Source organism: Leptospira inadai serovar Lyme str. 10, assembly GCF_000243675.2.
GTDB classification, from domain to species: Bacteria; Spirochaetota; Leptospiria; order Leptospirales; family Leptospiraceae; genus Leptospira_B; species Leptospira_B inadai.
Genome location: NZ_AHMM02000025.1, coordinates 692,476 through 718,291 on the forward strand (window position 1 = coordinate 692,476; position 25,816 = coordinate 718,291).

Annotated in this window: 29 protein-coding genes; 15 read left to right on the top strand and 14 right to left on the bottom strand. The window is 43.4% G+C overall.

Translation table 11 applies throughout. The features are described 5' to 3' along the window. The first annotated feature begins 15 nt into the window (after nucleotides 1–15). From LEP1GSC047_RS18970 to LEP1GSC047_RS19010, 8 genes are all read left to right on the top strand, one after another. Entirely contained in the window at nucleotides 16–1,635 is a 1,620-nt protein-coding gene (locus tag LEP1GSC047_RS18970) for an acyl-CoA dehydrogenase family protein (protein ID WP_180993221.1), read from the top strand. 35 nt (nucleotides 1,636–1,670) lie between these two features. Then, nucleotides 1,671–2,105, top strand: a complete 435-nt coding sequence (locus LEP1GSC047_RS18975) for a MaoC family dehydratase (RefSeq protein WP_010415996.1) — start codon at nucleotides 1,671–1,673, stop codon at nucleotides 2,103–2,105. 15 nt (nucleotides 2,106–2,120) lie between these two features. Further along, nucleotides 2,121–3,662 (top strand): thiolase C-terminal domain-containing protein, encoded by a 1,542-nt coding sequence (locus tag LEP1GSC047_RS18980; protein ID WP_010415992.1) that lies wholly within the window; start codon nucleotides 2,121–2,123, stop codon nucleotides 3,660–3,662. Nucleotides 3,663–3,831: 169 nt separating this feature from the next. Further along, nucleotides 3,832–4,260 (top strand): hypothetical protein, encoded by a 429-nt coding sequence (locus LEP1GSC047_RS18985; RefSeq protein ID WP_010415990.1) that lies wholly within the window; start codon nucleotides 3,832–3,834, stop codon nucleotides 4,258–4,260. Nucleotides 4,261–4,324: 64 nt separating this feature from the next. Further along, nucleotides 4,325–4,570, top strand: coding sequence for a hypothetical protein (locus tag LEP1GSC047_RS18990; RefSeq protein ID WP_010415988.1), 246 nt, complete (start codon nucleotides 4,325–4,327; stop codon nucleotides 4,568–4,570). 404 nt (nucleotides 4,571–4,974) lie between these two features. Then, the gene (locus LEP1GSC047_RS19000) at nucleotides 4,975–5,229 is read left to right on the top strand and encodes a hypothetical protein (protein ID WP_020989000.1); all 255 of its coding nucleotides are present in this window, start codon (nucleotides 4,975–4,977) and stop codon (nucleotides 5,227–5,229) included. Beyond that, on the top strand, nucleotides 5,226–6,344 hold the full coding sequence (locus LEP1GSC047_RS19005) for a suppressor of fused domain protein (protein WP_010415979.1): 1,119 nt from the start codon (nucleotides 5,226–5,228) through the stop codon (nucleotides 6,342–6,344). Before LEP1GSC047_RS19000 ends, LEP1GSC047_RS19005 begins: the two co-directional genes overlap by 4 nt. Before the next feature lie 36 nt (nucleotides 6,345–6,380). Beyond that, on the top strand, nucleotides 6,381–7,073 hold the full coding sequence (locus LEP1GSC047_RS19010) for a hypothetical protein (RefSeq protein WP_010415975.1): 693 nt from the start codon (nucleotides 6,381–6,383) through the stop codon (nucleotides 7,071–7,073). Between the two features lie 483 nt (nucleotides 7,074–7,556). On the opposite strand, the gene LEP1GSC047_RS19020 is transcribed toward LEP1GSC047_RS19010, so the two are convergent. The 12 genes from LEP1GSC047_RS19020 to LEP1GSC047_RS19075 form a co-directional block, all read right to left on the bottom strand. Then, a complete protein-coding gene (locus tag LEP1GSC047_RS19020) occupies nucleotides 7,557–9,917 on the bottom strand; it encodes a PP2C family protein-serine/threonine phosphatase (protein WP_010415973.1) in 2,361 nt (786 codons plus the stop codon). Continuing rightward, a complete protein-coding gene (locus tag LEP1GSC047_RS19025) occupies nucleotides 9,914–11,164 on the bottom strand; it encodes a hypothetical protein (RefSeq protein ID WP_010415971.1) in 1,251 nt (416 codons plus the stop codon). The genes LEP1GSC047_RS19020 and LEP1GSC047_RS19025 overlap by 4 nt, the downstream gene beginning before the upstream one ends. Before the next feature lie 27 nt (nucleotides 11,165–11,191). Beyond that, nucleotides 11,192–12,343 carry a bifunctional glutamate N-acetyltransferase/amino-acid acetyltransferase ArgJ gene (argJ, locus tag LEP1GSC047_RS19030; RefSeq protein WP_010415968.1) on the bottom strand — a complete coding sequence of 384 codons (1,152 nt, stop codon included), beginning with the start codon at nucleotides 12,341–12,343 and terminating at the stop codon, nucleotides 11,192–11,194. Nucleotides 12,344–12,441: 98 nt separating this feature from the next. Next, the gene (locus LEP1GSC047_RS19035; RefSeq protein WP_039935541.1) at nucleotides 12,442–13,833 is read right to left on the bottom strand and encodes a HAMP domain-containing sensor histidine kinase; all 1,392 of its coding nucleotides are present in this window, start codon (nucleotides 13,831–13,833) and stop codon (nucleotides 12,442–12,444) included. After that, a complete protein-coding gene (locus tag LEP1GSC047_RS19040; RefSeq protein ID WP_039935809.1) occupies nucleotides 13,823–14,527 on the bottom strand; it encodes a response regulator in 705 nt (234 codons plus the stop codon). The genes LEP1GSC047_RS19035 and LEP1GSC047_RS19040 overlap by 11 nt, the downstream gene beginning before the upstream one ends. A gap of 274 nt (nucleotides 14,528–14,801) precedes the next feature. Then, a complete protein-coding gene (locus tag LEP1GSC047_RS19045; RefSeq protein ID WP_010415964.1) occupies nucleotides 14,802–15,206 on the bottom strand; it encodes a hypothetical protein in 405 nt (134 codons plus the stop codon). Further along, nucleotides 15,203–15,574 carry a hypothetical protein gene (locus tag LEP1GSC047_RS19050; RefSeq protein WP_010415962.1) on the bottom strand — a complete coding sequence of 124 codons (372 nt, stop codon included), beginning with the start codon at nucleotides 15,572–15,574 and terminating at the stop codon, nucleotides 15,203–15,205. Before LEP1GSC047_RS19050 ends, LEP1GSC047_RS19045 begins: the two co-directional genes overlap by 4 nt. After that, the gene (locus tag LEP1GSC047_RS19055) at nucleotides 15,555–16,145 is read right to left on the bottom strand and encodes an RNA polymerase sigma factor (protein WP_010415960.1); all 591 of its coding nucleotides are present in this window, start codon (nucleotides 16,143–16,145) and stop codon (nucleotides 15,555–15,557) included. Before LEP1GSC047_RS19055 ends, LEP1GSC047_RS19050 begins: the two co-directional genes overlap by 20 nt. A gap of 49 nt (nucleotides 16,146–16,194) precedes the next feature. Continuing rightward, a complete protein-coding gene (locus LEP1GSC047_RS19060; protein WP_010415958.1) occupies nucleotides 16,195–16,590 on the bottom strand; it encodes a hypothetical protein in 396 nt (131 codons plus the stop codon). Beyond that, entirely contained in the window at nucleotides 16,587–16,766 is a 180-nt protein-coding gene (locus LEP1GSC047_RS19065) for an LIMLP_16695 family PerRB-regulated protein (RefSeq protein WP_010415955.1), read from the bottom strand. The genes LEP1GSC047_RS19060 and LEP1GSC047_RS19065 overlap by 4 nt, the downstream gene beginning before the upstream one ends. A 236-nt stretch (nucleotides 16,767–17,002) precedes the next feature. Continuing rightward, nucleotides 17,003–17,641, bottom strand: coding sequence for an NUDIX hydrolase (locus LEP1GSC047_RS19070; RefSeq protein ID WP_052580760.1), 639 nt, complete (start codon nucleotides 17,639–17,641; stop codon nucleotides 17,003–17,005). Continuing rightward, on the bottom strand, nucleotides 17,637–18,806 hold the full coding sequence (locus LEP1GSC047_RS19075; RefSeq protein ID WP_010415952.1) for a ribonuclease D: 1,170 nt from the start codon (nucleotides 18,804–18,806) through the stop codon (nucleotides 17,637–17,639). The genes LEP1GSC047_RS19070 and LEP1GSC047_RS19075 overlap by 5 nt, the downstream gene beginning before the upstream one ends. A gap of 40 nt (nucleotides 18,807–18,846) precedes the next feature. Between LEP1GSC047_RS19075 and purF the strand changes: the two genes are divergently transcribed. Continuing rightward, nucleotides 18,847–20,313 carry an amidophosphoribosyltransferase gene (purF, locus tag LEP1GSC047_RS19080; RefSeq protein WP_010415950.1) on the top strand — a complete coding sequence of 489 codons (1,467 nt, stop codon included), beginning with the start codon at nucleotides 18,847–18,849 and terminating at the stop codon, nucleotides 20,311–20,313. Here the strand turns inward: purF and LEP1GSC047_RS19085 are convergent. Together LEP1GSC047_RS19085 and LEP1GSC047_RS19090 are read right to left on the bottom strand one after the other, a co-directional pair. After that, a complete protein-coding gene (locus LEP1GSC047_RS19085; RefSeq protein WP_010415948.1) occupies nucleotides 20,310–21,284 on the bottom strand; it encodes a hypothetical protein in 975 nt (324 codons plus the stop codon). The genes purF and LEP1GSC047_RS19085 overlap by 4 nt on opposite strands. A gap of 90 nt (nucleotides 21,285–21,374) precedes the next feature. After that, a complete protein-coding gene (locus tag LEP1GSC047_RS19090) occupies nucleotides 21,375–21,845 on the bottom strand; it encodes an LIC13259/LIC11441 family protein (protein ID WP_039935811.1) in 471 nt (156 codons plus the stop codon). 191 nt (nucleotides 21,846–22,036) lie between these two features. Between LEP1GSC047_RS19090 and LEP1GSC047_RS19095 the strand changes: the two genes are divergently transcribed. The 6 genes from LEP1GSC047_RS19095 (at nucleotide 22,037) to LEP1GSC047_RS19120 (ending at nucleotide 25,810) form a co-directional block, all read left to right on the top strand. Then, the gene (locus LEP1GSC047_RS19095; protein WP_010415943.1) at nucleotides 22,037–22,357 is read left to right on the top strand and encodes a (2Fe-2S) ferredoxin domain-containing protein; all 321 of its coding nucleotides are present in this window, start codon (nucleotides 22,037–22,039) and stop codon (nucleotides 22,355–22,357) included. A 14-nt stretch (nucleotides 22,358–22,371) separates the two neighbouring features. Further along, complete coding sequence (locus LEP1GSC047_RS19100; RefSeq protein ID WP_010415942.1) at nucleotides 22,372–23,400, top strand: zinc-binding dehydrogenase; 1,029 nt, start codon at nucleotides 22,372–22,374, stop codon at nucleotides 23,398–23,400. Beyond that, nucleotides 23,388–23,966, top strand: coding sequence for an LEA/WHy family protein (locus tag LEP1GSC047_RS19105; protein WP_010415940.1), 579 nt, complete (start codon nucleotides 23,388–23,390; stop codon nucleotides 23,964–23,966). The genes LEP1GSC047_RS19100 and LEP1GSC047_RS19105 overlap by 13 nt, the downstream gene beginning before the upstream one ends. Before the next feature lie 5 nt (nucleotides 23,967–23,971). Then, entirely contained in the window at nucleotides 23,972–24,271 is a 300-nt protein-coding gene (locus LEP1GSC047_RS19110; protein WP_010415939.1) for an LIC13255 family lipoprotein, read from the top strand. A gap of 5 nt (nucleotides 24,272–24,276) precedes the next feature. Then, on the top strand, nucleotides 24,277–24,768 hold the full coding sequence (locus LEP1GSC047_RS19115) for a hypothetical protein (protein WP_010415937.1): 492 nt from the start codon (nucleotides 24,277–24,279) through the stop codon (nucleotides 24,766–24,768). A gap of 88 nt (nucleotides 24,769–24,856) precedes the next feature. Beyond that, nucleotides 24,857–25,810: a DUF1175 family protein gene (locus LEP1GSC047_RS19120; RefSeq protein WP_010415934.1), complete on the top strand. Its 954-nt coding sequence runs from the start codon at nucleotides 24,857–24,859 to the stop codon at nucleotides 25,808–25,810. Nucleotides 25,811–25,816 lie beyond the last annotated feature (6 nt).

Genomic DNA, 25,816 nt, shown 5'->3' on the forward strand with positions numbered 1-25,816 from the left:
GTACATTAGGAGATTATTATGTTCTTAAATCCATATTTGAATTCTTCGGATCTCGAATTTTACGAAATGGTAAAAAAATTTTCCAAAGAAAAGGTGTTTCCTAGCGTCGAGGAACGGGACGAGCACGGAACCTGGGGAGACGATATTTGGAAAGAAATGGGTAATATGGGGCTCCTCGGTATGGCCGTTCCGGAGGAATACGGAGGTCAAGGCGGCACCTGTTTACAATGTTGCATCGCTCAGGAATCCTTTAACGCCGGGAGTCTGGATGGAGGTTTCGGTTTGTCATGGGGTGCGCATATGATTATCGGAACCCTGCCGATTTTGTTTCAAGGAACCGAGGAGCAGAAGAGCAAATATTTGCCTAAATTAGCGACGGGGGAATGGATTGCAGGTTTAGGTTTGACCGAGCCTGACTCCGGATCCGACGCGGCAGGGATGCTTACGTTCGCTCAAAAAGTGGACGGTGGATTCGTTTTAAACGGAAGTAAAATGTATATCACGAACGGACCGATCGGCCAGGTATTCATAATTATGGCTCGCACCACTAAGTCCCGAGGACCGATGGGAGTGTCCGCCTTTATCGTAGAATCTCATATGAAAGGATTCTACGTTAGTAAAGTATTAAAAAAATTAGGACACAATACTTCTACGACCGCCGAGCTTTCCTTCCAAGATATGTTCGTTCCGGATGAGAATTTGCTTGGTCCCTTAAACTCGGGATTTCTGCGAATCGGAAAAGCGACGCTAGAGTGGGAACGAACGGTTCTAGTTGCAGCTGTTCCGGGTGGAATGGAATTTTCGCTGGAAGCAGGAATCGACTATGCATGGAAACGACATCAATTCGGTAAACCGATTCTATCTTTTTACGCAATTCAAGAAAAATTGGCGAAAACTTGGATCTATCTTTGTGCGTCCCGTAGATTAATCTATTTTGTAGCAAACAAGAAAGACAGTGATCCTTCGTCAAGCTTACCTTTGGAAAGTTCCGCTTTAAAGGTATTCGTTACCGAATCGTCGGAAGAATTAGCAAGCGAAGCGGTTCAACTCTTCGGCGGAATGGGTTATATGAGGGAGTGTCCTGCAAGCAGACTGTATCGTGACGTGAAGTTAGGTACGATCGGCGGCGGCACTTCGGAAATTCAGAGAAGCATCATATCCTCGACATTCAACGGATTTGAAAAATTCATGAGCGTTTTGGAACATTCCCATCCGGAGGAAATTCGTCAAAAGGCCGAAAAAGAATTAGCGGATTCTCCTCAAGGCAAATTTCTCGCTTCGGCAAAACGATTAGTTCGATCCATCGGACAAAATCCGGAAAGAAAGAAAAAGCAGGCCTGGGAATTCGCATTTGCGGATCTGCTCGTTTTGACTGCGGTCCTTCAACTCGGATTCTGGGATGCAGTTCAATCTACTTCCGATTACGAATCGAAAGAACGTATTCGAGATCTTAGACTTTTGACGTTCTTTGCCGGAACCCGCTTTTTGAAAAACGCTTCGTACCTAAAAGACTTGGATTCGCAAGGAACGAAATTTCTTTTGCAGGAGTTTTACGAGTTAGATGCCGTAGATAAGGACGTAGTAGATTGTATCGAATTCTTAAAATCGGGAATTTTGGGTGTGGCGGTCGCATAAATATTCCGCATAAGAAAGTTCATAAGGAAAACTGAATGTACGAAAAAGGAAAGACCTTCGACGAAATTTCGATCGGAGACTCGGCGAGTTTTACTAAGACGATTACCGAAACCGATATTTATTTATTTGCGGGGATTAGCGGCGATTTTAACCCCTTGCATGTCGACGAAGAGTATGCAAAAACGACTTCTTTCGGGACGAGGATCGCGCACGGAGGCTTGGCGGCATCCCTACTTGCTCCCGTTCTCGGTATGAAACTTCCCGGGTTGGGAACGATCGCGCTAGAAACCGTAACGAAATTTCGGAAACCCGTTTTTCCCGGAGATACGATCACCTGCAAAGTCGAAGTGAAAGAGAAAATCCCGAGGCTTAAGGCCGTTGCGATGAATATCGAATGGAAGAATCAAAAGGGCGAAATCATCGGCAAAGGGGAATGCAAAGTTATTCCTCCCGGTCCGTCCGGTAAATGAAATTAGGAGAACTGAGTGAATCATCCTGTACTTTTAGGCGTTGCCGATAGCACGGTCGGCGATTTTTCCGAATCGGAATACAAAGATTGGAGCAATGATCGGAAGATTTTTCATCATTATAAGAAATCTATAATGGATTTGCTCAGTTTTTTGGAACTGAAACAAGGGAATCTAGCTCGGCATATCACCGATTTTGTAAGTATCGAGCCTTCTTCACTTGGAAAACAAGGATACGGGCATAGCGTTCGCATCGCAAATGAATTAGGTTTTACCGGAATGCGAGCGCATTTGATAGACCTGGGAGGCGCCAGCGTCACGGGTGCGATCGGACAGGCGCGAGCCTTACTTCTTTCCGATCCCGAGTCCGTCATACTGATCGCGGCGGCGGACATTCCTAAATCAGCATTTAAGTCGGTTTCCGATTTAAAAAGAGTCAATGAAACCGTATGTCATCCGGAATTCGAATTGGATAACGGAGCCACTTTGATTTCCATGTACGGGCTTTTGATGAAGCGGATGATGTTCGAAGAAGGGATCACTCAAGGCGATTTAACGGAAATTACCAAGAAGTTTAGAACGAATGCGATCGCGAATCCTCGCTCGTATCAATATCAGCAGGAAATTACCGAAAAGCAAATTTCTCGAGCAATCGCAGACCCGTACCCTTCTTCCATGATCGCGATTGTGACGGATCACGGGTTTGCAACTTTGCTAATGAACGAAAAGAAAGTCGACGAATGGAAAGCCAAAGGTTGGATCAGGAAAGATCTTTCGCCCGTTTATCTTGTAGGAGCGACGCATACGGCTCACAGCGAATATTTTATTTTGAAGGGGGGCTTCAAGACACCTGCGACTAATTCGGGAGAAAAATTATTCGCTCAATCCGGCTACGAACGGGAAGAACTCGACTATGCTTGGATTTATGATTGTTTTACCGGGATGATCATCCTGCAATCGGCCGAATACTTTCAACTTTCAAAGAAGAAAGTAACCCAATCGTTAAAGGCAGGAAAAATTTCTTTCAAGAACGGAAAGACTATCCCGATTAATTTATTAGGCGGGATTTTAAATTATCAGGCCGCAATGTCGATTTCCGCAGCGACGGGACTCGTGGATATTGCGAGTCAATACGGACTGTATGCGCAACCCAAGCTGCTCGGTAAACAAGATCCGCTTTATCCAAAACTTTCGCTTCTCGGTGGAAACGGCGGAATCGATAGCATTAACTCGGTAGCTTTATTTTCTTCGAACCGTCCAGGGAAAAAACGCGTTCAAAGAAAACCGAATCTGAAACCTCTTACTCTGAACAAGCTTGGTGCCGACGAGGGGGAAGCCGGAGTCGTATGGTCCTCTACTACCGTAAATATGAATCCCGGTTTTCCGTGGAAACCGCCTTATTCATTGGTGCTAGTGAAATTAGGAATCGATCGATTTATTCTTGCTAACTTACATGAAAAAGATGGAAACTTAGTAAAGACCGGTAATCAATTGGAATACGATAAAACTAAAGTAACGATCACTCGAGAAGGACGACGCTGGAAGGCGATTCTTTCTTAAATCGATCGTTCGTCTTGCAAAAATCGAGTAATTAAAAAAACAGAATATTCGGAAAAAATCCAAAATATCCGAAATTTAAAGAAAAAGAATTCAGTCATATTCTTTTTCTAGTACAGGGAAAATTCAAATTCGAATAAAACTCTAATATAGCATAAAAACTATTTCTAGAATGATAAGTCTAAGCAGTACTGATCCGGATTCATTCTGGAACATAATTTTAAAAATCCAAGCGAGAACCGTTTCCGAAAAATTTCAACCTGCAGAGGGGACGAGTTCCTTGTTCATTACCGCGGAAAATATACGCACAGGCGAGATTAGAACCTTTTTGGGAAAGGAAAGAATTCTTGTACCTAATACCAAACAGTTGGAGCCATCTCCTTCCGTTTCTGCGCATTGGGAAAAGGTGGAAGATTGCTTGGACTTACGAAAATATTCTCGATTCTTTTATGTTTCCGAATCCGACGGAGTTTGGACAAAGGGGGAAGATGTTCGGATTCGAATGACCGACATCGATAGCAAAGGAACCCATAATCTGGAATTACCGACCGACAGCATCGAGAGCTATAGAGTACTGGGAATTTTTTTAGACCGAGAATAAAATCCTGCTGGAAGGGGAATCGGTAGGAACTAAGATACGAACCCGCAACTTACTAGATATTGTTATGACCCTAAAGAAACCGAAAAAGAAGGCAGTTAAGAAGGCCGTAAAAAAGAAAGGCCCGAATCACGGTGCAAAGAAAGCTTCCTTCTCTATTCCCCGTGAGAACGACGTTAAAATGACGGAAATGGTAGACCTTGCAGCGGAAGTGTTTGTGCATACTCTGGAAGTCTCTTCTCGAATTCCTGAGCGTATGAAAAGTCGTTTATTAAAAGCGATTAAGGAAGCTGCAAAAGAAGCACTTTCGTAGATCGCGTAAGTCATAACCCCAACGGGTTATTTTCCCCGTTTTCAGATTTCCACATCCGCGAATTCCTTATCCGTAAAATCAAAATTCTATGAAATTTTTTTCCAAAAACTAAATTGTTCGAAGTAAGATTCCGATGACACCCGCCGTCGAAATTGTACATGGAAACGATTTTTTTAACGGCGGCTCTTTGGCTGATCCTTTTTGAACAATACAAGGAAAGGAAAAATCGCGAAAGAGTATTCGTAGAGCCACTCAGCAACTTCTTTCACCGATAATCTTCGGTAAAAGAGCCGGGCGAATGGATGCCCCGGCTTACCCCTTTTTTTCCACTCAATTACATAAAGTAACCGGCTTGAATCTTCTCTTCTTTCAGGAAGAATGGTCCATACCCGAGGTTGCCTACCGTGAAGAATCGAATCTTAACCCCTACCAAGGCAGTTGAAACATTTATCAAATGCAAGAAGGATAATGCTCCAGTTCCTTTTACCGTTTGGGACACTCTCAAAACTTACTCAACCTGGAATCAGGTCGAATTAACCGGACTAATCAATGCCAGTGCATACTTTCCGGATATTCTATTCGAGAAGGGAATGGAGGCGAAAATCCAATCGATCCTAGATCGATTCAATAAACGAATTGTGGAAATCCCGATCCGATGAAGGAAGTTTTGGAACCTAAAATCGTATACCAAGAAGCGAATCCGTACGGCTCCTTTACGGCTTATTTAGAAGACGACGGACAAACCGTTTATCTTTACTTGCAGGCGGAAGAGAATCCGGAATTTTCCATGAAATCGGTTTGGGTATGCAACCGAGTGCGGGCTCCGAAACATCGGACCGAAGAGGACCTCCATTCGGGGTTAGCTCCTCTGCTTACCGAGGCTGAAGTAACGGATCCATCCCCTGTCCCCGCATTTAGCCAAGAGGATATTCACTTTATTTGGACCGAAGAAGGGACCGGGGTCTCGTTTTTTTATAAGGAAGTACTGATCGCTTACCTTCCGCCTTGGTCCGGGGTAAAGGATTTTCACGGGTATTCAATTTACGCGAAAGTCGACGCGATTACGGCGTATCCGCTAGGAAATGCGGAATTTGGAATGATTCCCGATCGGATTCGACGCGATCGTAATCATTGGGAATCACGAGCGTCTAACGGTAGTTGGAAGCGAATCCAAGAGCTTCGTCTTGGATTCTTGGAAAACGTTTTTGGAAAACATGAGAAGTACTGGTCCGCCGACGGCGGTAAGTTTCCTCAACTCGGCATAGCAAGATTCCGATGGGATCTACTACCCGACGTTTATATTTATTCCACGATCGGTATGAGTGCCCAAAATATGCCTGGCGTGGAACTTTATCGAAAAGATTATGAAGATTATTCGAGAGTAGAACTCTTATTTGCCGCGAAAATTTCGGACGAAGATCGTTCGGAAAGTTGGGTACCGCATCAAATAGGAGAGATTATCCGGTTTCCTTGGAGCATGGGGAAATGGTTCGGGCACGGTCACACGATATCAATGAGTCGGAGAGATCCCGAAGCACTGCATCTTACGTTTACTTCACTTTTATTAAAGGAATTGGATGCTCGCAAAGGACATCCACCGCTTTCCGGTTTACTCGCCGAAAACGGCAGATCGATTCGGTTTCTATCATTATTGCCGGTGTCGGAAGAAGAAAAAGAAGTGATTCAAGATGGCGGGGCGAACGAATTTCTTTCATTTTGGGAAAAAGAGAATCCCGTTTGGATCCATGACCCGGAGAGAACTTCGGTTATTTAAAACCTGAGAGTTCTCAAAGACAAAAGGTTACTAGCGGTGAACGTTTTTATTTCGGAAAGGAAGATCGGAGAAGCATCCAGATGGAGAAGTTTAAGCCTATCCTTGGCACTTCTTTTCACTTTATTATTGTTGGTAGGCAGTCCTTGGGAACTTTTACCGGAGGATGCGGCAAAAAACGCGGCAAACGTTGAGAAAATTTGGGAAAATATCTACTCTGAAGACTATATATCCGCTAAAAAACTAGTTCAAAAGGAATTACAAAGCGGGAAATCCGATTCGTTGTCCCTTCTATCTCTTCTCGAAATCTGTTTGAACGGGCTGGGTAGGCCTAAACAAGCCGATGAAACTAGAAAAAAGATCCTTCAGCTATGGGAAAAAAATTATAAACGGTCCTTCATCGATGAAAGCTACCCTTTAAATCTCGCTACTTGGACTAGAATGGCCGTCGTAACGCCGAATATTCTAGTTTTAGGGTCCGAATATTATATTCCATATCCTATAAACCCCAAAAAAGAAGGCTTCTACTACCATAAGTTCACCGCTTATAACCGTTTTACTAAGCGCGCGATCAAATTTTTCAAGTTAGAGAAGTCATCCAGTACCGAAAACGAGTATCGATTGTATGAAATTTCATCGGAAGGCGAGGCTATTTCGGTAAAGAACTATGGTAGTTCGCTTCCCGATTTACGCGAAGAGATGAAAGACGTAACCCGACACCTTAAGTTATGACCAAAGCCGGCGTTTCTTACTAGAACAACGGACGAAAATATCCGATCATCATGCACAAATCAATGTCGATGTTGTAAAAATACAACACCGAGAGGTTCGTTTCCGTCTTTTAATGGAAAATATTCAGCGGAGTGGCCTTAAAAAGAAAAAACCCGCTTACTAGAAGCGGGTTTTAAGCTCCATTCCTTCTATAAAATGTATAGAAGGAGATGTTATTAAAGTTGGTTATTTCTTTTTCGCAACTTTCTTCTTAGCAGCTTTTTTCTTAGCTACTTTCTTTTTAGCTGCTTTCTTGACTGCTTTCTTTTTTGCAACCATTGACGTCCTCCATTGTTTTGAACTTTTCAGACCTTCGTTATTTGCGAGAGATCAAGAAAGCTCTTGGATAGGGACATAATTAAGCAATTAACTTTTCATTGTAAAGTATTTTAATTAATTTTATGAAAAATTTTTTAAAGAAGTTGATTTGGAAGAAAACAATTCTCACTCGGACACTTCCAAACATATAAACGAAACATCATCACTAGGTTCTTTATTGTTTCTGTACTCTTCAAGAGTCTTTCTTACGAGATCAGCTAGATCTTGCGCACCTAAATGATGATGAGAAGACAATAAACGTTGAAGATTTTCTTCTCCGAAGATCTCTTCCTTATCGTTAAAGGTCTCCGTTACTCCGTCTGTGAAGAGTACTAACTTGTCTCCGGCATTTAAATGTATGGTAAGAAGCTTATAATCCGTAGGAAGAACACCTAAAACTCTTTGAGTTTCGTTTCGAAACTCTACTCTTCCTCCTTTTCGTATGCAAATCGGAGGAGTATGACCGGCGTTCACGAACGAAAAAGCACCATCGGAAGAATTATAGATGCCCGCAATGGAAGTCATGAACTCACTTCCTCTATATCTTTCGATTAAGAAGAGATTGATCGCGCGAAAAATCTGCGGTAATGAAGATGAATCGCCCAAGTATCGGCGGATAATTCCTCTTACGGCGGAAACTAGATAGCCGGAGCCTAACCCATGACCCGATACGTCTCCAAGAAACAATAATTGTCGTTTAGGATCGATTCGCAAAATATCCAAGTAATCGCCCGAGATTCCGACGGCAGGAATGGAAAAATAACCGACCTGAGTTTCCGGAATCGTTTCCAATTCGGGTAAATGAAGCGTTTTATCCAGAATAGAAGCCATATTCAGATCTCTAACGATCCGTTTTTTTTCGACTTCATCGACGAGCAGACTGTAATTTCTAATCAAGAGAGACGCTAAACGAGTGCATTCCTTAAGAAAACGCAACTCTCCAAGACTAAAGTTCCTGCGATTCCTCTTTTCACCCACTAAGAATACGGCGATAACTTCCTTTCCACGTTCGAAATTGAAGAGAGGGTAGGCCAATTGGACCTCCATTTGGTGCAAAAACTTGAACACGGATTCGCGGATGCCTAGGCCATAAGCTAAATGCGAGGTCACTGTGACCTCCGTATGATCTTCGAAATACTTCCAAATCTCCGAACCGAAGGGGATCCTTACAAAATTCATATTCCGGAGGTCGGTTCGCGGGAATTTATCGGTCGGAATTAAGACTTGGAGCTTATATACTTCGAGCGCCTCCTCTAAGCGACGTATAAGATTATTAATGGTTGCGCGCATTGAAATCGGCGCACCGATCATCACCGAAAGCTCTTCCAAGGCTGTATGAAGTTTCGGATTATTTCGAAAACTCCAATAGTCGATCCAAGAGTATAGTTTATTGTTCAGAGAGCTAAGGAAATAAGCGGAAAAAATCACGTAGAATAAATTCCATTCCGTTTGATGAGCCCCCAAGAATTCCGGATTCCAGCGTACAAAAAACTCAAGACCGAAAAGATATCCTAGAGTAAGAATCAAAATGGAGTAAATCGAAGTCAAAGAGGAACTAAACGCGATCTGAACGGGAACTAACGAGTAGGTATAGGTTCCATAAATGACTAACGGCGGAAAAAGGATAAATGCTACGATCAAGTAAGGGCGAATCATAAACGGAATTTGAGTGGATCCGATTTTCGTCATGAAAAAAGGTACGATCGTTGCGAGGAAAAACGCTAATACGAGACAGAGCTTTTTAAATACGGCCTGGAATTGGGTCGGGTTCCTAAACGTATGAAAGATCAATTGAATAATGCAGATTGCCGCCGCCGCTGCGTTGAAGTGAATTCCCGCATTGGAAAGAAATTGAAATAGATCCGGATTCGCTTTTTGCGAGGCTCCAACATAGGACGCAACGATAGATACGATTACTTGAGGGGCAAACCAACGAGACGGGATTTCTTTCCCCCGTAGTCGGTAGGAGACATCCAAAATCAAAAAGCCGCTAAAGTAGAGAAAGAAAAAGAAAGGGAAAACGAAATCCTGAAAAGCCAAAAGGAAAAAGTTAAATAGAAATAGGGAAGAAAAAGATCCGAAAAGGAGGAAAATAAACAGATCCCTCGTATAAAAGAAAAACCAGATTGCTACCGAGAAATAAAGTAGCGATAAACCGATATCCCAGGAAAAATCCCGTAAGACGTCAAAGGCCGATCGGAAAATGAACGAAACGTCCCTCGAAACACTTCGATCTTTTCCATAGAAATGAAATGTACGATTCGTCTCGGCGTTATCTTCTCCTAATTTACGCGATATTTCGTATTCCAAGAGATCGATTTTTAAACCGACGAGGTCGGTATATTCCCCGATCGATAACGCAATCATCCCGTTCGGATAAAAATAGAAAGGCAGCCTGGATTCTTTGGAAGATGATTTTAGTAATCCCGCAAAAAGAATTACGCCGAAAAGAATTACGGAAACGAAAATTAGAAGGATATTTCTCAAGAAGGTATCCCTATCTCTTGAAAAGAGAGGATCTTACGTTCATTCCAACTCAAAAAGAGCAGATCTTTTCCCGGAATCTGGACGTTTTCCCAACCGACCGAGGCGAGATTTCGGTCGGGACTGGAAGATTTGAACATCCTGAAATGTTTTCCCGAAAATCGAACTAAAATTTTATTATCCGATCTGCTAACTTTCCCTACTGCAAGATCGTACTTTTCCATCCAAGAGATTTCCCTAAGATTTTCTTCGATCAACGTTTTCAACTGAATTAAATCTTTTGTCTCGCCTCGGAGACGAGAGGCATATAAAGTTCCAAGAATATAACAGAGCGCAAGTACGGAGACCGCATTGGTAACGCTTAATCTAAGAAATACGAAATAGAAATCGCCCGTCGAAGATTGAAAGAACTCCAACAATTCTCCGGGCTCGCGGGAAAGTAAGTCGATCTTAGTATTTCCGACCAAGGGGGGTTCGGCGGGTTCTAAAAATCTACGAATCTTACCTGCGTTTTCGAATTCCTTTCTATACTTTTTATTTTCCGCGATTTGCGACGAGAGTATATGATTATGAACCGCTAAAGCACATTTTCCCGCCAGGAATCCTAATTCGTGCCGCACATCATCTTTCGGAATATTCGAAACGGCCAAGAAGCCGAATAATTTTTCCCGAAACACGAATGGAAGAATGAAATTGGCGCGAAGACTTACGAAATCCTCGTTAATGACTTTGTTCTGATCGGGCTCCCCTATGGTCGCGCCCGATCTTTTATTTAGAATATATTTCAGAAGAGGCGAACGAGGATTGATTCCGTCCAGAGTGTTTACTTTTCTTTGCTTTTTATGAGCGTAAGTATAAAGGTCGTAGTAAGTAAGATCATTCCTAAGGATCGCCAGCTTGCCGAAATTACTGTTCGTCAGTCGTACTAGTTCCGGGAAGACATTCTTTATCAAACCTTCCAAATCGAAGCGACGATGAGCCATTCTGGACGAACCCGGATCATTACTCAAATATTCCGAGACGAATGTGGCTTTTAGAAACCCTCCGATTTTTTCCTGAATCGGTAAGACTGCAAAAACTCCGAACATTAGGCTAGTCAATACTCCGATTTCACTTACGAATTCTATTTCTCGGGGAAGGAAGTTAATACAGACCTCGTAAATGCTTAGAACCGCGAGTACGCCGAAAATTCTCACCGAAAGAGTGATAATGGCGGAGGAGATTCTATGATCCGAAAAAAAAGATTTCACGGTTTTGGAGAAACAGGATGATTTAGGTTACGTCGTGTAGTAGGCGTTTTCTTGAACGTAACCTTCGGTAAGGTCACAGCCCCAAAATTTCATTCCGTAATTTCCAGTATTCAGTATCACATCTACCTGGATCTCGGAATTCTTTTTCAGGTATTCCGATAATTTTTTGAGAGTATCGGGGCCGGCGCCTTTGACCGCTAATCCGCCAAAATAGATCTCTAAACCGTCAAACGGGATCGGTTCGTCAAAAACTTTCCCGATTGCCATGACCAGTCTCCCCCAATTCGGATCTCCACCGTAAATGGCCGTTTTGATCAAAGGAGAATTCAAAATCGATTTTCCGATTTTTCGAGCTTGTTCGGCGGTCTTCGCTTTTTCGACTCGAACTTCGACTAGCTTTGTAGCGCCCTCGCCGTCCTTCGCAATTTCTTTAGTTAAATCGATACAGATTTCGAGTAACGCGTCCCTAAATTCTTCCGAATCCGGTTTTCCCGCAAGACCGTTACAAAGCAAGGCAACCGTATCGGAAGTGGATGTGTCGGAATCGATGGAAAGGCAATTAAAACTTCTATCTACGCAGTATTTTAGAATTTCATAAAGTTCTCCGTCGATTCGAACGTCGGTAAGAATGTAAGAGAGCATAGTGGCCATATTCGGCTCGATCATTCCTGCGCCCTTGGCCATTCCATAGATGGTAGCCTCCCCCTTGTCGGTTCTGATCGTTCGGACGGATACTTTTCTCCTAGTATCAGTCGTCATTATCGCTTCCGCGACCTCTTCCAGATTGCCCGGTTTTAGTAAAGATTTTGCTTTCGCACAAGCAGGTAGTATTATTTCCATCGGTAAGGGAACGCCTATGACTCCGGTAGAGGAGGGAAGAACGGATGTTTCCGGAATACCCAATGAGACCCCGATTTCCCGGCAGATTGCGCGAGAATTTGCAACGCCTACCGATCCGGTCGCCACGTTGGAATTTTTTGAATTGATGACTATCGCTTGGAGAATTCCCGACTTTATATGTTCGCGACCGACGATTACCGGCGCGCCGGGAAAATTATTCTTGGTGAATACTGCGGTTGATTTACAAGGAACTTCCGAGTAGATTACGCCGAAGTCCTTCGTTTTATCTTTAATGCCGATATTGGTTCCGAAAGAAAAAAAGCCTCTTGGATACGTCATTATCCGTCCTCAACTTCATGTTAGTGCGAGAATTTCAATCTTCCCTTCAGGTGATTTTTAGAAAAGCGGAATATGAGAAAAGACTCGGTTTTCGAGGCTTAAGAGTCTACTCGGTCGGAGTAAATGATCGGGATGGTCACCGAAAAAATCGTCCCGCCTTCCGGATTATCGAAGACTTTTACCGTTCCATGATGAAGTCGAACGATATGTTTTACGATCGAGAGACCTAATCCGGTTCCGCCTTCCTTGCGGGATCTATTCTTATCAACGCGGAAAAAGCGTTCGAAGATTCGTTCTTTATCTTCGTCCTTTATTCCGATTCCTTGATCCTTAACTTGGAAATTTACCAAGTCCGATCCTAATTTCGTTACTTTGAGTGTGATCGTTTTTCCGTCGGGAGAATAAGCAGATGCATTGGAGATTAAATTCAAAAGCATATGTTCCAAAAGGATCCAATCCGCCGAGACCGTTATCGGCTCGTTCATTTCCACCACGAATTTTTGTTCTTTAGGTGAAACGACTCCGTCGACGGTAAATGAGAGATTATCGACCAAAGATTTAAGCGTAAACTCTTCTCCTCTCGCAATCGCGGTTTGATTTTCAATTCGAGTGATCGTAAGCATGTCTTCGACGATTCGAACCATTCTATCTGTATTTCTGGATATAGCGTCTAGAAACTTTTTTTCATGACTGTCTTCTTGTAATTTTAAACGACCTAAAAGTGTTTCAGTATATCCCTTAATGGAAGTGATCGGTGTTTTTAATTCGTGCGACGCATTTTGAACGAATTGTTCCCGGATGATATGTGATTGCTTCTCCTCGGTAATGTTTCTGATGACTACTATGAACATCAGAACGTTCCCGTTCGTACGCAACGGATACATCTTAATCGCATAGAAATTCTGGCTTAAGTCTAGTTCCGTTTTAGGTTCCCCCTTACCGGAAAGATTCCTTTGGATAAAATCCAGCAGACGTTCGTCCTTGATCGCGTCGGCGATTTTGCGGGAAGCGGAATTTGGTTCGATCAAGGAATTCGGAATGCTTTTATTTTGAAACAGGATGGACCCTTCCAAATCTACGGAGAATACCCCCTCTTTCAAATTCTGAAGAACCGAATCGAACTTTTCCTTCTCGATCGTAAGATCCACGAATTGGTGCTTGAGGCGGCCCGACATCCGATTGATGGAAACCGCCAGGTCGGCTAATTCACGAATATCAGGTAGACTTAGTTCCGAGCCGAAATCACCCGCGTTAATTTCCCCCGTTTTTTTTTCGATTTGATTGAGCGTCTGAGTGACGCTTCGTGCAATCGAATAGGAGACGTAAAACGTTCCGAACATAGCGAGCAGGATGTAAAAGGAGAATAGAAGAATTTTAAGATCGGGATGAATGATATCCTCCAAGAAGAGGACGATTCCCGCGACCGACATTAGGATGATGAGTAGAAGCCAGTTACTTAAGAGAAGTTTCGAAAATAAGCTACGCCTCATTGAATCTGTAACCGATCCCGCGGATAGTTTCCAACCTCTCCTTCTCGTCACCGAGTTTATCTCTTAGGCGCTTGATATTCACGTCTACGGCGCGATCAGTTACGTAAATATCCTTTCCCCAAACTTTATCCAAGAGTTTATCTCTCGTGAATGCGACGCCCGTATTAGTCATGAATAGGTAGAGAATTTTATATTCTATTAAAGTTAGATCTATCTCGGTTCCGTCGATAAATACTTTATGCGCCTTAGGGTTTAAGAAGATTTTACCTACGCTGATATTTCCTTCGAATTCCTGTTCTTCTTCTCCTTCTCCGGAGCGGCGTAGAACCGAGCGGACCCTTGCCACTAATTCTCGAGTCGAGAAAGGTTTACGAACATAATCGTCCGCTCCCAATTCTAATCCCAGGACAGCGTCGGTTTCACCCGATTTAGCGGTCACCATGATGATCGGAAGAGCGTATTTTTCTTTTATCCGTTTGCAGAGATCCATTCCTCCGATTCCCGGAAGCATTAAATCCAAAACTACTAAGTCGGGTAGATTCTTTTCGATTCTGGGTAGAACCTCGAGTCCATTTTGACAAGTATCGACTTGATACCCGTTCTCTTCTAAATGGAATTTGATAAGGTCGGCAATATCCTCTTCGTCGTCCACTACGAGGATCTTTTGGCTGGGGCTGCCTGAAGCATTTTTCATAAATTCGCTGAAGCTCTTTTTCCTGCGCTTTTGGGGAACTTTACCCTGATCGTGGGGAGAGGGTCCTTGTACTTGGATCGGTTCCATATTTCTACAATGTCTGAAAACGGTTACAAAAAGTTTACGCTACGGTTACGATCCTCGGAAAAAGAATAGTATGACAATGGCACTTATGACAACCAGTAAACAATTCGGAGACCGATTGCGAATCGGATTCGGGCGATTGGCACATAGAATTAATAATAATCGGTAAATCGGGTTTTGAAAGCCGAAATTAGCGGTTTTTCAGAAGTTCGTTTAGTTCCTGAACTAACTTTCTTTGGCGATACAGCACATAGCCGACGAACCCTCCGAATAGGGCTAAACCGAGGATATAGACCCATATCAAGCCTTTGAGCCTGGATTGTTCCTCTTCGATCGCGCTGATGGTAGAAAGGTGATTCACCAGAAAATAGAACTGATCCGCCTGAGACCAATTTTTACGAGCTTCCTCTCGAATTTGCGAGATAAGAACGTCGGCTTCCTTCTTTTTTAGATCCCGGATTAGCGGGAAAACGGAATCCAAATCCTTCGATAGGAATTCTTTCGCAGTCAATGGACTCCGTTGTTCTTCCGCTGTGATAGGGAGGAACTGCAAAAGTAAGACTATGGCTGCCGCAATGGTAAGAACCTTTTTCATTCATCGAATCCTAACTTATTCTTCCATTCCTTGGTATAAGGGGTCCTGTTTTGGACAAGATAAATCCCGATTAAGATCGCGAAAAGGAGGAAGAGCAATCCGCTAGTCGCCAAAATTCCCTGGAGGACTCCCGCTTCGAGTAAGAAATTCCAGTCCAAAAAAAGGAGCACGGTTAGCGGGGAAAAAGCCAACAGAAGAGTAGTTATCAGAATCACTCGGATGTGCTTTATATGTATTAAATGCAACATCACCCTTTTTTTAAGTTCCGGGGGAACCGATGCTTGATCGGAGTTTAAAGTCGGAGGATCTACGAATAAATCCAGCCTCTCTTTGAGATCTGGAGGAATATTAATCTTTTCCGGTTTCATTTTCCTTTTTCAACCATTCACGGAGTATTTCCTTCCCTCGAAAAATATAACTCTTTAACGTATTCATTTTCAAGTTCAAATTTTCTGAAATGTCTTTATAGGACATATTCTCGAAGTAATGCAACGATATGGGTTTACGGTACAATTCAGGGAGTTTGTCGACGAGTGACCTGATTTTTTCCTTTGTCTCCTTTTCCAGCAGGTGCGATTCCTGTGCTGAGGACTTTTCGGAACTCAGTTCGGCCGAAACCTCTTCGAAAAGCGGCGCGTCTACTTCGGGGTGATCCTTACGGTATCGACGTATAATTTCGTTGCGTGCGATGGAAAAAATCCATGTGGAGAATTTGGCACGACCTTTGAAAGTGGATAACCCTTCGAACGTCTTAAGAAAGACGTCCTGGGTAAAATCTTCGGCTTCGGATTCGTTTCGGAATGCTTTACGAGCTTGGGAATAAACGAGGGATTCGTAGCGTAAAACGAGCTCTTCGAACGAGTCGTAATTGCCGGCCAAGACTTTCTGTATGCACGCCCAGTCCGCCGGATCGCAAAGAATAGGCTCCTCTTGCTTCATGAAAGAGTTCACTCACCTTACGCGGAAAGGCGGGATTGACCCGAAGTTTTCAAACTTTCGGCGACCATTTATAATAGCATAGTAATCCAAGGCCGGTCCCGAGCGGAACGAGGCCGCCGAGCATAGCGAGAGATTTTCCTAGTACGAGTATAAATGAAATCGATAAGGCAATTCCGACGAAGGTTAAAACTAGCCCTAGGAAAAAGGAATACAGTCGAAGATCGAAAGGCTCTTTCTTATAAAGCCCGGCTTTAATGATCGCCATTCTTTGGCGATACCACCAAAAGAATAAAAAGAAAAGTAGGACGCAACCGAAGATAATCCCGACGATCGGGATCGAGTACAGTACGATTTTATATTCCCCGCCGGATTGATGGCCGCTTTGTAAGGTGAGGAGAATTTGCTCCAGGCTTCTAAAAAGCGTTTCCTTTTCTTCCGGTGTCATCTGCTAAGAACTGGTTCCTGGCGAAGATTGGAAATTTCTTCCTTACGAAAGAATGGAATCTTTTTTTCGATTCCGGGACGGTCGGCGAGAGAAGCGTACCAATCTTCTTCCTTCCAACTTTCTTTTAGGTAGCTGGCGCGAATGGACGGATCGAATAAATACTTAAATTTGCTCATTGAGGTTCTCCTAATCATAGAATAGTATGACTGATTTTTATATTCTTTCGCTTTTAGAGAATCTTACGAATTCCCCGGTTTTAGTTATGTCGTATTAAATATCGACCTATTTAGGCTGGGTCTAAATACCAAAAACGATCTTCGAACTACATTTTTTACAGACGAATTGCTTAGAAGAAAAAATGGTCTTTATTGAAAAAAAAGAAATCGAGCGATTCGACCCCTAGTATCAAATATCAACCTTTTTGGGGATCTAGAAACGGAGCCGCCGACAAGTTCGGTTTACGTAGGATGGGTTCCCGCTCGAAGTCGGCGTGTTCCCTGAGAAAATCCACAAGAATCCGAGCGGTTGCACCCCAAAGAAGTCCTTCCTTCAAATCAAAATAGTAGACTTCCACTACGGGTCCTGCGGGATTCCTTTTTATTTTAATACTATAAAACGGTGCTTGGTAGAGTCTATTCAACTCCAATCGAATGATTTGTTCCACTTCTTCCGGATTATAAGAGAACTTAAAATTTCCTTTATAGAGAGAAAGGAAGGGGGTGATATGATATCCTGTGTTCGTGAACATTCCCTTGTAATTTCCGATTACTTCCAGCTGATCCGCAGGAACTCCCATCTCCTCCCGCCATTCGCGGAGCGCAGTTTCTAATAAGTTTTTATCTTCCGGGTCCTTCACCCCGCCCGGGAACGCAATTTGACCCGGATGGGCGATTAAATTAGGGTTTCTTTTTTGCAATAAAAATCCGTCTCCTTCCGAAGTTTGAAAGATCGGCATAATTACGGAAGAGGCCGCTATATCATCCGGAAGATTTTCTTCCCCCATCGGATTGAGAGTCAGGCGTCGTTTTAGTTCTTCTAGATCGAGTTTAATCAAATTTCTTTTTAATCGGCACTAAATTGGTCAATGTCGTTTCGTACGGTTTTGATTGAAGCGCATTTATTATGGAAGGTCCGTAATTTTGAACTTTCCACTCCGAAAAAATTCCTAATTCACGAAGTTCTTCAATTCCCTTGGGGTTTTTCTTCGCGATTTCCGCGATATTCTTATTAGACGGCATCAAATTGTGGCCCATCCTTCGAATCGACATTATGGTTTCTCTCCATTGTCTCAGTCGCTTAAACCGATCGGCATCTTCGCCGGCGAGATCCTCCGTTGCTCTCTTAAATAGGTCGTTTTTTTGAATCGGCGGTCCGCTGGGCGTATTGTAGATTTGAAGTAAATGATCCGCGTCTTTCTTTCCCACGAGTTCGATCAATTTATTCAAATCTCGGCGGAATTTTACCAATTCCAGCACCTTATCGTTATTCCAGACACGGAAAGGCGCCTTGTTGGCGCGTTTTGCTTTTTCGTCTCTAAAAACCATCGTATCGTATAGAGCACGACGTTCGTCCGAGCTTAGATCCAAAACATTAGGAAATTTTTCGAGCGTAATGGAAAAACCTTCGAAGGGTTCAGGCTCTTCTTCCGCGAGTTTCTGAAATTCGGATAACGCTTCCTCTAACAATTTCCGTTTTGCGAGTTCTTCCCGCATTTTTTCCCAAATCGATTCCAGGTAAACCGTGTCTAGGGCGGCGTACTGAAGTTGGCTTTTATCCAGCGGACGTTTTTCCCAGTTGGATTTTTGCTCTTTCTTGGATAATTTTACTTTGTGATAATGTTCCACTAAATACAGCAAAGAGTTCTGTTCTAGGTCTAATAAACGAGAGCTGAACATCGTATCAGCGATGTTTACGAATTTGAACGAGAAATCCCGTTTAAGTGCCTTGATATCGTCGGATGCAGAGTGGAATATCTTTAAAATTGCAGGATTTTCGAATAAGGGTCCTAACCCGGATACGTCGGCAAGACGGATAGGATCGAAGATATAATTCTTCCCTTTAGATGAAATTTGAATTAAACAAACTTTTGAATAGTAAGTATAATAGCCCGAGGATTCCGTATCTATCGAAATACAATCCGACTGGGCTAGAGTGATTAAAGCCAATTGAAGACTTCGGATATTATCGACTACGATATAATCGGATTGTATTTGCATCTAAACCGCGACCTGGGAGACTAGCGTCGGAAGGGGGACCATGAGCTCGATTCCCAATAAGTCCAATCTACGGACCCTAGTCCGGGAAGACAAACCAAAAGAAGAATGCGCTATTTTCGGGATTTTTAATTCCCCTGAAGCTGCAAACTTCACTTACCTCGGTCTTTATTCTATGCAGCATAGAGGCCAAGAATCCAGCGGAATCGTTTCCTCGGACGGAGAACATCTATACCGTTATGCAGGAATGGGTTTAGTCGCGAATATTTTTACCGAAGGTAAAATCCGAGAACTTGTGGGTTATTCCGCGATCGGTCATAATCGCTATTCCACTACCGGCGCTAGTTTTCTTAGAAATGCGCAACCGCTTCGAGTCGAATCGCATCTCGGGCCTATCTCTCTCGCTCATAACGGAAATCTAGTCAATTCCTGGGAAGTCAGATCTCAACTTGAAAAAGACGGATCGATTTTTCAGACGACTATCGATTCGGAAGTCATCGTTCATTTGATGGCAAGATCCGGCGAAACCGATCTTCTATCGGCTCTCTCCTCTGCGCTCAAGAAAGTTCGCGGAGCTTATTCTTTAGTCGTGCTTACTAAGACTCAACTTATCGCAGTGAGGGATCCGAACGGTTTCAGGCCTTTGGTTATGGGAAGACGCGATGACGGATCGTATGTTTTTGCATCTGAAACTTGTGCATTCGATATCACCGATACCACTTATGAAAGAGACGTTGAACCCGGAGAGATGATCGTCGTGGATAGAACCGGAGCTCGTTCATTCTATCCTTTCCCGCAGGCAAAGCCGGCCTTATGCATTTTCGAATACATCTACTTCGCTCGTCCCGATTCCAATATTTTCGGGGAGTCGGTTTACAAAGTTCGGAAAGCGTTAGGGAATCAACTCGCTCAAGAGCTTCCGGTTGAAGCCGATGTCGTAATTCCGGTTCCGGACTCTGCCAATATCGCCGCGCTGGGATATGCCGAAGCCTCCGGTATTCCTTTCCAATCCGGCCTAATTCGATCCCATTACGTAGGCAGAACCTTCATCGAACCGGACCAGAAAATTCGAGATTTTGGCGCCAAGATCAAGTACAATGTGGTTAAGAACGTAGTGGATGGAAAACGGGTCGTGATCGTGGATGATTCCATCATGAGAGGCACGACCAGCCGTAAGATCATCAAAATGCTACGCAATGCGGGAGCCACCGAAATACATTTGAGAGTTTCCGCTCCCCCGACGATCTCTCCCTGTTATTATGGGATCGATATCCCGACACATAAGGAATTAATCGCAGCGACGCACACGATCGAGGAAATCCGAAAGTATTTAAGAGTCGATTCTATCGCGTATCTTTCGGTCGAATCGATGCATAAGGCGGTTCGAGATCATAAAGGCGGCGGATTTTGTAATGCCTGTTTTACGGCAGAATACCCTGTCGATTTTCAAAGCGATATGGGAAACCAGAAAAGTCTTTTTAGAGAATACGAAGTGGAAGAAAGAGTTTAACGACGGGAAAAGCCTCGCCGAAAATCACCCTCCCGTTTAATATACGAACTCAAAAGATCCTTTTCGGAAAAACTGAGATGCCCGTTTTCCTGAAGCATGGAAAGAATTTCTAGAGCTGCGTCCTGATCCAAGGAATGCAGGTAATCTAAAACCGCCTGATGGGCGTTTTTATTTTCTTTATCCTGGAGAAGTCTAAGAACGGAGTCACCCGCGTTTACCAGCACCTTCTTTCGATCAACCAAGGCCTCCATCGTCGATAATACCAGAGAAATCTCCGGATCGTCCGCAAATATTTTCAATAGAAGCGGATAGATATCGGGAACTTGAATCGGAAATTCGTAGATTCCTTCTTCTAAACCTGCGAAAAGCCGCTTTTCTTCCAAATCGGTTAATCCAGTCTTTTCCTTTAAAGTCAGCAAAAAGTCGGCGGGTAATAAATGAAGAAATTGAGCGGCAAATTGGGAATCGTTTTTCTCTCGAACGCAATAAACGATAAAGTCGGATACGCGATCGACGGGTAAGCTTTTCCAATACTGTACCATTTTGGAATCTAGGAAGTTTACGATGGCCTTAGCGGCTCTTCTTTCCGTCCGTAGGTCCAAAAATAATTTAAATTCCTCCTTTACGATTCTATAAAGTAACACATTGCTCATTTCAAAAACGGTGGCCTGCACCTGCTCGGGAGAGGAAATCATTAAAAAATATCCTACTAGCTCGAATCCGATTTCCGATTCCGAAGAGAATCTTTCCAGTATTTCGGACGGGGATTGATGGAAGGCGGAGGCTCCCACGGTCAGTGAATTTTTTCCTTCCAAAAACTGTTCGAGCTTTTCATGAGCTAAGCATCCCGCTTCGGAATGATGAACGGCGGAGATATTCTTTCGAAGATTTGTTCGACAATTAACCGGGCAGGGTTTCGATATGAGAATTCCGACTTCGCACGAACGTTCCGTTGTTTCTGTAGTTCTCATGATCACTATAATCTAAACTATCCGACGAATTTCGATTTCAATATTTATGTTATTAAAAATACGATATTCATCGATTTGAAAACATCTTTCTTACGGTATTAAATCTCCGCAATCCCTCATTTCGGGGGCATACGGATTTCGAATCTTTTTACCGGAAGCGACCCAAGTCTTTTTAACCATCGGACAATAAAAGCGGTTTCTTCCGTAATCAAGACCTCTTGCCTTCATGGTAGTCGCAAGGATTTCGCTAAAACTAGAGTAGGCGAGGAAAGAACCTTCTAGATCCGAGGTCTTAGGATCCGTTAAAGCTTTTTTCATTTCGATTGCGGATTCTGCAAGACCACCGTTCGCGCTAATCAAAGCGTCCAAGGCTTTTTCCAATTCCTTGACGTTAGGGGCTTGATTTTCCGATTTTAGAAGGCCGTCAACGACCGCTTCGTTCCTCTCGATGAGCGCTTCGAACAAAGGCTTTTCCGTCTCTAGGATCGGTTTTACTTCCTTCTTACCGCAGGTAACGGTTAGAGTAATCAGACAAAATACCGGAGCAAAACTGAATTTCATAAATGACCTCGGATATAAGCTATGATTCGGTTTTTTGCCCTCGAGTAGAAAAAACAAATCTTTATTCCTCTAATTGGTTGGAATTCCGAACAAAAAGAGAAGGGAAAAAAAAGATTCTTTCCTTAAGATATATTAGAAAGTAGGGAGAATCGGATGTTCCTAATAAACGGGAATTTTTTCGATTTTGAAACATGTATTATAAAAAGCACGTCTTCGTTTGTGACAATTTTCGGGAGGAAGGCGAACGTCCTTCCTGCGGTCGAGCCGGGTCGGCTTTACTAATCGCTCATATGAAAAAAAGACTAAAAGAATTAGGTTTAAAGGATCGAATTCGAATTCAACGAGCGGGATGTTTGGATCGTTGCGAACTCGGTCCTGTTCAGGTCAGTTATCCAGAAGGTATTTGGTTCTCAATTAAGACGGAAGCCGATGCCGAAGCATTCATAAAGAATTATATAGTGAGCGAAAATTTGGATTCCATCGCCAACCTTCTTTTAACGGAAGAAAATTAATAAAGGAAAGAAATATGTCTAAGAAATCGGAAGTACCGAAAACGTACTTGGCCTACGAGCTGCAAGAGTATACGGATCAACCCGGCAGAGCTAAAATCGTAGAAAAGGAAGTAAAGCCTCTAAAGAAGGGCGATGTTTTGATTAAGATTCACTCCGGCTCCATTAATCCGTCCGACCTTATGTTCATGCGGGGTCTGTACGGTATTAAAAAGAAACTTCCTGTCGTTCCCGGTTTTGAAGGAAGCGGGATCGTCGTTGCTAGCGGCGGAGGTTGGAGAGCCGACTCTTTAATCGGAAAAGCGGTCGCATGTACTGCCCCCGGTAAAGGCGACGGAACCTATGCCGAATATATGGTTACCGACGGCTTCTCCTGCATTCCCTTGAATAAGGATACGACTCTGGAACAAGGCGCTTGTCTGTTCGTGAATCCGATTACCGCACTTGCTCTTACGGAACAAATCGTTCGAGAAAAAAATAAGGCATTTGTTCAAACCGCCGCGGCATCCGCATTAGGAAGGATGGTTCTTAGGCTTTCCATCAAAAAAGGAATTCCGGGAATACATATCGTTCGAAGAAAAGAGCAGATGGAACTTTTGAAATCGCTGGGTGCGGAACATATTCTCGATTCTTCTTCATCCAATTTTGAACGGGAACTTAGGGTTCTTTCGGGGAAATTAGGAGCTACGATCCTGCTGGATGCCGTCGCCGGCGAATTGACCGGAAAGGTATTAGCGGCAATGCCTTACGGGAGTAAATGCGTCGTTTATGGAGCTCTTTCGGAAGAACCTATTTCGTTTCATGCCGGATTAGGAATATTTCAAGATAAGAAAATTGAAGGATTCTGGCTATCTTCTTGGTTGCCTGCTCAGAGCCTTTGGAGACTCTGGAAAATTACTTCGGAGGTCCGATCTTTGTTAGGGAAAGAATTCCATACGGATATCGCATCCAGAATTCCCCTAAAGGATGCGGATAAAGCGATCGAAGAGTATGCTCAAAATATGACGCGAGGAAAGGTACTAATCCAAAACGGATGGAATCCTTAAGAAGAGAGAATCTAGTAAAGTCCATCGCTCCGATATCTTTTACGATTGTCGGAGTCGTACTTTGCCTATCGCTGCTCGGGCTTTCTTGTCTCGAGCTTCGACAGAACGTTAAAAAATTAGAATCCTGTAAATTCCGGGTCGTTGACGTTAAGGCGGAAAAAGTGGAATTCATATCGTTTCCACCGGTTCCGAAGATTTCCTTGTTGGCGACTCTGGAGATAGAAAATCCGAACGATTCGGAAGTTACTTTGTATCGTTTCGATTTATCGGTGACCGCTCTCGACCAAAACGGGGAGGAAGTCGAGTTAGCAAGAGTCGGTTCCAATGAAGAGACGGTGGTTGCGCCTTTTTCAAAGAAAAATATAGGCCTGAGTATCGAAACTAGGTTTGAAAAAAGAATGAATCAAAACCTACTCTTGATTGCCGCCGTTCTGGCCCGAGATATTCTTTCCGGAAAAGACCCGAATATGAGAATAAAAGGAACCGTAAAATACAAATCTATTTTTGGGGAAGTGGATTTACCTGTGGATGAAAAAGTAAAATTACAACCCAAAAACAAGAGTTAGTCCGCTTGAGTCAGAAATCTTTCGCGTTACTCCTACTATATTTAACGATCGCCGCCTGCGCGAAGCCCGACGACGATTTCTATTCCTTCGAAGAATCAGCTTCAAAATTGCTGTTGGCTTACGGTACGAAAGATAGGCAATGCGGATCGAGTCGCGGGATAACGCATCTTGTCCCCGGTCGTTCCAGAAAAAAGGACGTGGACAATTGCATTCTTTCCGTGGCTGCGGAACAATGTAGTTTTTGGATCGAAGCGGGAGATCCGGTACCTTTTACTTGTAAGGCGATCGAATATCGTCTTAAATAGACGTAATGGGCTGGTTTTCTCGCCATTTTGAATTCCTAATTTCGGGAGCAATTGTTCTCTCCGGAATCTTCTATCTTTATATTTTATTGACTCGAGGGCGAAGGCCCGCGAACAAATCGCTCGTTCAATATAATATCGATCCGGACGGATACAAAGGTCCGGATTCGGACGCAAAGCCTAAGAAAAAAGAACCGAAAGTAAACGTGCTCGAAGTCTTTGATTATAACGGAATTAAGATAATGCACGAGAACGGTCTTTATACGGTAAATCACGCCGGCGAGATTCAGGTCTACGGTTCTTGGGCGGAGCTTCCTTCCAGATACCAAGCCATGGTTAAAGAAATGGATAAGTCCGCTCTTGGCCAGAAAAAGCAGGGAAATTATTATATGGAAGTCCTGAACGGGACGTACTACGTGATTTTTCCCGACGGTAAGAAACATAAGTACGCTAAGTTCGAGGACATTCCCGAAAAGATTCGTAAAGCTTTAGGATACTGATCGTGATAGATAAGAAAAGATTTCCGTAAAAATAGGAAAAAAATTTCTTCCCCACGATTCCTCGTTCGTATAAAAAGATTCATCCGAGATGAATTTTGCAAGAACTCAGCTAATACTCGTTCTATCGATTCTTAGTTTATCAAACTGCAATTTCTTATGGGATTCCAGATTAGACCCGGCGAATGCAAGAATTCCTTCGGACGGAAAGACGGTCGCAGTGCTTAAAATTTTGAATCCGTTACTTGGAACCGCAGATTCCTTCGATATAAGCACGCAAGCCGACTGGCCGGTTACGATTTCCTCCCGAGAAGTGACCGATTCCGCAGAGATTCTCAGGATTCGGTCCGGAACCGTTCCCGCGAAATTTCAAATTCGTACAATTCTCGGGAAATCGGTCGATATAGAACTCTTCGGTTTGGAAGGCGATTGGGACGAGGACGGATTTCCGGATTCCGCCGAACTTAAATCGGAAACGGATCGACAAGCGTTTCGCGATTGGTTTACGAGGATCGCGCTCTCGCAATATCTAAAGCCGAATCCGAACTGGAATAATGCGGAACGGGATTGCAGCGGTCTCGTCAGGTTCGCTTATAAAGAAGCGTTAAAAGAACACGATCTTAATTGGCAGAAGACGGTCGGGATCCAACTAGATAAAAATTTACCGGACATTCGCGAATTTCATTATCCTTCTATTCCGATCATCGGATCAAAGATATTCAGAACGGGGGACGGAAAGTTCAGCGCCTTTTCCGATGCCGAGAGTTTGGAGAAGTTTCATACTAGTTTTGTGTCTAGGGAGATTTCTCAAGGAATGCCGGCCGATATTCTATTCTTTCGACAAGATACCGGAATTCGCACGAATTTTCATTCCATGATTTTGATCGACGGCGACAAGGAAAATCCGCTTCTACTTTATCATACAGGGTCGGATAGAGGAATTAAATTAATTCGGGCAGTTGAATTAAGTAAAAGTGATACGTTTTTTCCCGGATCAAAGAATCGGTCGTTTTTAGGCGTGTATCGATTCCGCATTTTAGAATAAGGTGAG